Annotated in this window: 6 protein-coding genes; 5 read left to right on the top strand and 1 reads right to left on the bottom strand. The window is 60.6% G+C overall.

Translation table 11 applies throughout. The features are described from left to right. The first annotated feature begins 48 nt into the window (after window positions 1-48). Complete coding sequence (gene rmuC / locus ABYA88_RS14215; RefSeq protein WP_373188051.1) at window positions 49-1623, top strand: DNA recombination protein RmuC; 1575 nt, start codon at window positions 49-51, stop codon at window positions 1621-1623. 70 nt (window positions 1624-1693) lie between these two features. Continuing rightward, a complete protein-coding gene (locus ABYA88_RS14210; RefSeq protein ID WP_373188050.1) occupies window positions 1694-3073 on the top strand; it encodes a TAXI family TRAP transporter solute-binding subunit in 1380 nt (459 codons plus the stop codon). On the opposite strand, the gene ABYA88_RS14205 is transcribed toward ABYA88_RS14210, so the two are convergent. Beyond that, entirely contained in the window at window positions 3040-3921 is an 882-nt protein-coding gene (locus ABYA88_RS14205) for an alpha/beta hydrolase (protein WP_373188049.1), read from the bottom strand. The genes ABYA88_RS14210 and ABYA88_RS14205 overlap by 34 nt on opposite strands. A 188-nt stretch (window positions 3922-4109) precedes the next feature. Between ABYA88_RS14205 and ABYA88_RS14200 the strand changes: the two genes are divergently transcribed. From ABYA88_RS14200 to ABYA88_RS14190, 3 genes are all read left to right on the top strand, one after another. After that, the gene (locus tag ABYA88_RS14200; protein WP_373188048.1) at window positions 4110-5027 is read left to right on the top strand and encodes an AAA family ATPase; all 918 of its coding nucleotides are present in this window, start codon (window positions 4110-4112) and stop codon (window positions 5025-5027) included. Between the two features lie 5 nt (window positions 5028-5032). Continuing rightward, the gene (locus ABYA88_RS14195; RefSeq protein WP_373188052.1) at window positions 5033-5983 is read left to right on the top strand and encodes a DUF58 domain-containing protein; all 951 of its coding nucleotides are present in this window, start codon (window positions 5033-5035) and stop codon (window positions 5981-5983) included. Next, window positions 5980-7769 (top strand): transglutaminaseTgpA domain-containing protein (locus ABYA88_RS14190; protein ID WP_373188047.1); only part of this gene is annotated, 1790 nt, incomplete at its 3' end. The genes ABYA88_RS14195 and ABYA88_RS14190, both read left to right, overlap by 4 nt.

The raw sequence follows: 7769 nt of genomic DNA, 5'->3' as shown, positions 1-7769 counted from the left end.
CAGCATTAAATCGCGATAATGTCCGGCACCAGACAAGGAGACACATTCATGCCACTATCCGATGCGCAGATCCAGTTAGCCACCATTAGTGCGGTGCTATTGCTGGGCTGGGCCGTGACCGCGTGGCTTCAGGTTCGCCGGCAGGCTACCCAGCAACGCGAGCTCGATGAAGCCCGACGCCAGACCGAGCAGCAGCGCGAGCTTTGCCAGCAACTGCAGCTTGAGACTCACCAGCAGCACAGTGAGCGCGCCGGGCTGGAGGTGCGTCTTGAACACCTGCAGGAGAGCCTCGCTACGCTGCGCGCACAGCAGGCAAGTGTTGAGGCGCGTCAGGCAGAGGCGCAGCGCCAGTCCCATGACTGGCAGGTGCGGGCAGAGAAGGCCCAGACCTTGAGCGAGGAGCAGGCCCGCCAAATCGAATCGGTGAAGCAGGAACGTGATGCATTCAATGCCCGCCTGCAGGAGTTGCAAGCCGGGCATGAGGCTCTGGGTATCGAGCATTCCACGCTGCAGAATACCCTGGAACACCGCCAGCAACACTTTACCGAACAGCAACAGTTGCTCAAGGACAGCCGCGACCAGTTGAAACTGGAGTTCGAGCAGCTCGCCAGCCGCATTTTCGAGGCCAAGGGGCAGGCATTTTCGCAGCAGAGCCAGCAGTCGCTGGATAATCTGCTGAAGCCTTTCCGCGAGCAGATCGATCAGTTCCGTCTCAAGGTCGAGGATATTCACCACAAGGACACCCAGCAGCAGGCAACATTGGCCAGCGAACTCAACCACCTGAAGGAACTCAACCGGCAGATTACTCAGGAGGCACATGACCTGAGCACCGCTCTGCGCGGCCAGAAGAAAACTCAGGGCAACTGGGGCGAGCTGATTCTGGAGAACGTACTGGAGCGCTCCGGTCTGGTTGCCGGCAAGGACTTCAAGCGCGAGGTCAGCATGACCAACAGCGAGGGCCAGCGTCAGCGTCCGGACGTACTGGTCTACCTGCCGCAGGAAAAGCATCTGATCATCGATGCCAAGGTCTCGCTCAACGCCTATACCCGCTATATCAACAGTGAGGATGACAGCGAGCGGCGCATTGCCCTGGCCGAACACGTACAGGCCATCGGTCAGCGCATACGCGAGCTCGCCGACCGCAACTATTTCGACCTGCCTGGCCTCAATGCGCCTGAGATGGTCTTCATGTTCATTCCGATCGAATCGGCGTTCGTCGAAGCGCTTAAAGCCGACGAAACGCTATTCCAGAAAGCCATCGAGCAGAATGTGCTGGTCGCAACACCAACAACCCTGCTGACCAGCCTGAATATCGTTCGCCAGCTGTGGCGCTTCGAGGATCAGAACCGCCACACCGCCGAACTGGCCGAGCGCGCGGCCAAGGTGCACGACAAGTTGCGAACCTTCCTGGGCAGCATGGATGGCATCGGCAAGAGTCTGGAGAAAGCCTCCGACGCCTATCAAAAGGCCTGTGATCAGCTGGTAGGCGGGCGCGGTAACCTGGTCAAGCAGGTCAATGACTTCAAGGATCTCGGCGTCTCGGTCAAGGCCGAGCTGGGCGAGACCTGGCGTGACCGTGCGGACCTGGAGCTGGGCCATGATGTGCCCACCGACATCAATTGAACGGGTCCTGATTCGCCCCGGCTGACCCCGGTGTATAGACTGGAACGCAAAACAAGTGCTGGGGAATTCGATGAATGTGCTGAAGCAGAGCGCGTTATTTATTCGCGCCAATCTATGGATAGTGCCGCTGGTAGCGCTCCTGGTCTGGGTGTTGTTCCGCTTTCTCGACCCGGCACCGCCGCGTGAGGTAGCAATGGTTACCGGCAGCGAAGGAGGGGGATACCATCAATTCGGCCTTGCATTGAAGGAACGCCTGGCCGAGGACGGACTCACCCTGAATCTGTATCCCACACGTGGCTCTCTGGATAATCTGGCCCGGTTGACTGCCGATTATCCGGACGTGCAACTGGGCCTTATCCAGAGTGGGACGACACGTTTGCTCGAGCGCGCCGAGCTGAAAAAGCTCGAGGGTCTGGCCGCGCTGTATCATGAGCCGCTCTGGCTGTTTCAGCGCAAGGGCGACGGTGATAGAGAGGATGAAGATGAGGAAATCCGGCGTCTCTCCGATCTGTATGGCAAGCGCGTAGCGGTGGGCAGCGAGGGTAGCGGCACGTATGCGGTGGTACGTAGTCTGTTCGAGGCCAGGGGCGATGCCTCGCGATTTGAGGGCCTGGATCATGGCAATTGGATTATGATGCCCGGAGAAGCCGCCGCTGACGCGCTGCAAAATGGCAACCTGGATGCTGCATTCTTTGTATTGCCAGCCGACAACGATCGGATCGCACGCCTGCTATCTGATCCGCAGCTGCAACTGGTCAGCCTGGCTCAGGCGCGAGCCTATGCTGCCAGGCTGACCTTTCTCAATCATCTGACCGTCACCGAGGGTCTGCTGGATATCGCCGGCAATGTTCCGCGGCAGGATGTGGAGTTGTTGTCGCCGGTGGCCACGCTGATCGCCAACCAGTCTTTCCATCCGGCGCTGACGTCTCTGGTGCTGGAGGCCGCACGGGACGTGCTTAGCGAAGGCAATCTGCTGGATCCGGCGGGCGATTTTCCCGCAGCGAAACCGGTCGAATTGCCGCTGACCGGCGAGGCCGACTACTACCATCGCCAGGGCGTACCCTTTCTCCAGCGTTACCTGCCGTTCTGGATTGCTTCGATTGTCGATCGCTATGTGGTGCTGCTGATTCCCTTTATCGCGATCATGGTGCCTTTGTTGCGCAGCATGGGGCCGATCTACAGTTGGCGCATGCGGGCCCGGGTGTTTCGCTGGTATGCGCAGTTGCGCGATGTCGACAAGCTTATCCACCGTGGCCGGATTCAGGATGAGCTGGAGGAGCAGATAGAGCGCCTGCACAAACTCCAGGAAGAGCTGACACATGTTGATGTGCCGTTGTCATACGCCCATGAGCTGTACAGCCTGCACCTGCATGTGCGCTACATGATCAACCGGCTGGAAAGTATGCGCGCCGGTGCTCAGGATTCCGGGGAGGATGTGGCGCTGGAGTGACGCATGATGAAGTCATGCACCTCAGCGGCCACCGGCTCCCACCACTGCAGGGGCTGCGCCATGACCACTATGATGGTCAGGTGGTTTAAGGATTCATAGTAGTGCGTTTCCACGCTGACACCGGCCTCGCGCAGTTTCTCGGTCAGTTGTCCGGTGTTGCGGTCGGGGTCGACCAGTTTGTCCGGCGTGGCCGCCATCAGCAGGGCGGGCGGGCTCTCGGGGCCGGCATGGAAATAGGGCTGTGTTTCTTCCGGAGTATTCGGGTAGGGAAAGATCGGTTTGACGTCGGGGTTGATGATCGGCAGAAACTCGTAGGGTCCCGACAGGCCAATCCAGCCAGCCAGCTGCTGTGGGTCAAGATCCTGCTCATCGAGCCAGCGCGGATCCAGCGCGAGCATTGACGCGTTGTAGGCGCCCGAACTGTGGCCCATGACAAACAGTGGCTGGCGCTCTGGCTGCCAGGTTTCCTGCCGCGCGCGGACCCAGGCGGTGGCAGCGGCGCTGTCTTCCAGGAAGGCTGGATAGGTAACGTCGGGATAAATGCGGTAATCGGGTATCACAGTGATTATTCCGCGCGATGCGAGCGCCTCGCCGACAAACGCGTAGTCGGCCCGTTCACCGCCGCGCCAAGTGCCGCCGTAGAAGAACACGACAACCGGCGCCTCGGCTACGCCTTCGAGCGGCAGATAGACATCGAGCTTCTGCCGCCCATGTTCGCCATAGGACTGGTCGGCCTTGAGTGTGTAGGTATCTTCGGGCACCAGGAAATTGACCGGCGCCAGCGGAGAGCAGGCAGAACTCAGCAGGGCAAGCAGGATGGTCAGGGGTTTCGCTGGGTGCATGGGCATATGGCAGGTTCTCGCAACTTGACGTAGTTTCACAATGAATGAATCAAAGCTTGAGAATGGACCAGCGCTCCGGGAGTTCAATTGACAAGCTGTTACAAAGCGTTGCGTATCGCTTCTATCGGGTCCATGACGGCCATAACATGCCACCTTGCGATTCGGAGCCAACCCAATACTAATAAGGATGGACCATGAAGGATGTGCTGAACCGTGCGCTGGCTGCAGTCGACCAGGTAGTAATGGGCAAGGAGCATGGAGTGAAACTTGCCGTCGCGTGCATTCTGGCGCGAGGCCACCTGCTCATCGAGGACTTGCCGGGCATGGGCAAGACCACATTATCCCAGGCGCTGGCCAGGGTCATGGGCATGAGCTATCAGCGTATTCAGTTCACCAGCGACCTGTTGCCCGGCGATATCCTCGGCACCTCCGTGTTTGATCGCAATACCGCGCAGTTCGTATTTCACCCAGGTCCCGTTTTTGCCGAGCTGGTGCTGGCTGACGAAATCAACCGCGCCACCCCCAAGAGTCAAAGTGCGTTGCTCGAGGCCATGGAGGAATATCAGGTGACGGTGGATGGGGCAACCAGAAAGCTGCCTGATCCGTTCTTCGTCATCGCCACCCAGAATCCTGTTTCTCAGGCGGGCACATACGCATTGCCCGAGTCGCAGCTCGACCGCTTTCTGATGCGGCTGTCGCTCGGTTATCCCGGCCCTGCGGCAGAGAAATCACTGCTGCTTGGCGAGAATCGCAACGCCAGGCTGGCGCGGGTCGAGCCGGTACTCGACCGCGCTACGCTGAAAAAGCTGCAGGAAAGCGTGCCGGCCATTACAGCGAGTCCGGCGATCATTGATTACATATTGCGCCTGGTGAACCGAACCCGGGAAAGCCAGGTATGTGCCTGGGGTCTCTCACCCCGCGCCAGTCTGGGCCTGCTGGCCGCATCCCGGGCCTGGGCCATGCTGGAGCACCGCAGCTATGTGATTCCCGAGGATGTGCAGGCGGTACTGCCAGCGGTGGTCAGTCACCGTCTGCGAGCCAGTGAAGATCCGGCCGGGCATGGCGGCGGCGGGCTTGCTCACTGGTTGCTGAACGAGGTCGAAGCGGTTTGATCGGGTTGCGCCAACGCACCAGCCGTCTGTTTGATCGATGGCTCAAACGGCGTATCCCACCGGCGCCGCGGGTGACGCTGTCGCACCGTCAGATATTCATCGTGCCGACGCGGGCAGGTCTCGCGTTTTTGCTGCTGCTGGTAATCATGCTGATCGGCGCGATCAACTACCAGAACAGCCTGGTGTACGGCGTGATTTTTCTGCTCGGCAGCCTTTTCTGGGTGTCGCTGCACCATACCTATCGCAACCTGGCCAGTCTCGAAGTTCATGCTGCCGGCAGCACGCCGGTTTTTGCCGGGGAAATGGCCCCGCTTGAGCTGAATCTGCTCGCGCCGCGCCATGAACATCAGGCGCTGGTGTTTTCCTGGCCAGACGCCCAGCCACGACAGATTGATGTGGGCAAGGGCAGCGAAACGCGTATCACCCTTTATCACCCCACCCACAGACGGGGCTGGCTCCGTCCGGGTCGGTTGCGCATCGAGACGCGTTATCCGGTGGGCTGGTTTGTCGCCTGGAGCCTGGTGGATCTGGACTGGCAGGTGCTGGTCTACCCAAGGGTTATCACCCTGGCGTTGCCTGCGCTGGGCCCCGGCGGGGAGGGTGACTCGGATCAGCAGATGGCCGAAGGGACCGACGATTTTCAGGGATTACGCGATTATCAGCCGGGGGACTCCCGCCGGCGACTGGACTGGCGTGCCTATTCGCGTGGCCAGGGCCTGCACAGCAAGATCTTTGCAGAACCGGTGCGCAGCACCTACTGGCTTGACCTGGCCGCCACGCCCGGTGTCGATCTCGAACAGCGCCTGAGTCATCTCACCGGCTGGATCATGCAACTGGAACTGGCCGATCAACCTTACGGTCTGCAGCTAGGCGAGACGCGGATTGCTCCAGGCTGCGGCGAGCGCCACCGGGACCGTTGCCTGCGCAACCTGGCGCTGTTCGGGAGCGCAAAATGAAACGGGCGATCAACAAGGCGCATTCACTGATACCGCGCAATAGTCTGGCCTGGCTACTCACCGCGCAGATTGTCGTCCTGCTACCGCACCTGCCGCGGCTTCCGTACTGGGTTTCGGCGCTATGGCTCGGCTGTGCGCTCTGGCGGGTGCAGATACAACGCATGCGCTTGGGTTATCCAGGCCCGTTGTTCAAGACCCTGGGCATCGTCGCGATTACCCTGGGAGTCTGGCTTACCGAACGTACCCTGATCGGGTTGGATGCGGCGGTAATGCTGCTGCTTCTGCTATTCATGTTCAAGCTGCTGGAAATGCGTAATCCACGCGATGCGATCGTGGTGATTTACCTGGGCTTCTTTATTGTCGCGACCGCATTCCTGTTCAATCAGTCGATTTTGCTGGCGCTGTACCAGCTGTTTTCCCTGCTGGTGCTGGTCGCCGCGCTAGTCGGCCTGCAGCAGACGGCCGGGCGTAATGATCCTTCCCGCGCGCTGCGCACCGGATCGGTTCTGCTGTTGCAGGCTGTGCCGCTGATGGTCGTACTGTTCCTGTTCTTTCCGCGCATCGGGCCGCTGTGGTCGGTCGATTCACCCGGCGGGAATGCCACTAGCGGGCTGGCCGAAAGTATGGCTCCAGGCGATATCGCTAACCTTGCCCGGTCGGGTGATCTGGCCTTCCGGGTACAGTTCGAAGGTCAGATACCGCGCCATGAGGCGCTCTACTGGCGGGCATTGACCCTGTCGAGCTTTGATGGGCGCAGTTGGAGTCATCTGGACTTCGCTTCCCGCGCTGAACCCCGTGACTGGGAGGTCGAGGGTGAACCGATTACCTACCAGGTTACCGCCCTGGCTTCCCGGCAGCCCTGGGTATTCAGCCTGCGCGGCGCGACCAGCGAGGACGAGCGCCTGGTCATGACCCGCGACTTCATGCTTCGCTCCCGGCGCCCGTTGAGTGAAACGACCAGCTATCAGGCCACCTCGTATCCGCAGAGTCTGCTCGAGCCGCAAGGGCTGACTGCGGTGCAGCGGCGTCTCTACACGATATTGCCCGAGGAGGTGGATCCTCGCAGCCGGGCTTTTGCTGCCCAGTTGCGCAGCGAGTACCCGGACGATGCAAAGTTGGTGCAGGCGCTTTTGCGCCACTTCAATCAGGAACCGTTCTTCTACACCCTGCGACCGGACACGCTGGGTGTTAACACCAACGATGAATTCCTCTTCGATACGCGCCGCGGTTTCTGCGCGCATTTCGCCGGCGCCATGGCGTTCGTATTGCGTGCCGCTGGCATTCCGGCGCGCGTAGTGGCCGGTTATCAGGGCGGTGAAATTAATCCGGATGGCGATTACGTTCTGGTCCATCAGTTTGATGCCCACGCCTGGGTCGAGGCCTGGCTGCCGGGGCAGGGCTGGGTATCGGTCGACCCCACCTTTCAGGTTGCGCCGGAGCGTATTGAGCGCGGCATCCAGGAGGCGCTGCGCGGGGAGGGCAGCTTTCTTGAAGATTCGCTGTTGTCCGCGGCGCGTTACCGCAGTATCGGCTGGATCAACTCGGCCCGGCTGCAGTGGGACGCGATCAATTTCCAATGGCAGCTGCGGGTGCTTGGCTTTCAGTCCGACCGGCAGACGGGATTCTTTCAGCGCTGGTTGGGGACTACCGACTGGCAGCGCATCGGTCTGATCCTGTTGGGATGTGTTGCGCTGGTGATGATACCGCTGGCTCTCTGGACCCTGCGACCGGGCCGGCTGCCCCAGGATCCGCGACGCAGGTCATGGGCCCGGCTGGATCGACGTCT

The organism is Halopseudomonas sp., assembly GCF_041579695.1.
Taxonomy (GTDB): Bacteria; Pseudomonadota; Gammaproteobacteria; order Pseudomonadales; family Pseudomonadaceae; genus Halopseudomonas.
The sequence above is the reverse complement of the archived record's forward strand: the minus strand, read 5'-3'. Positions and strand labels throughout refer to the sequence as shown.

Bases quoted from the DNA above. Each gene is read 5' to 3' on its own strand.
- rmuC (WP_373188051.1), top strand. From the start codon at position 49: ATGCCACTATCCGATGCGCAGATCCAGTTAGCCACCATTAGTGCGGTG.
- ABYA88_RS14210 (WP_373188050.1), top strand. From the start codon at position 1,694: ATGAATGTGCTGAAGCAGAGCGCGTTATTTATTCGCGCCAATCTATGG.
- ABYA88_RS14205 (WP_373188049.1), bottom strand. From the start codon at position 3,921: ATGCCCATGCACCCAGCGAAACCCCTGACCATCCTGCTTGCCCTGCTG.
- ABYA88_RS14200 (WP_373188048.1), top strand. From the start codon at position 4,110: ATGAAGGATGTGCTGAACCGTGCGCTGGCTGCAGTCGACCAGGTAGTA.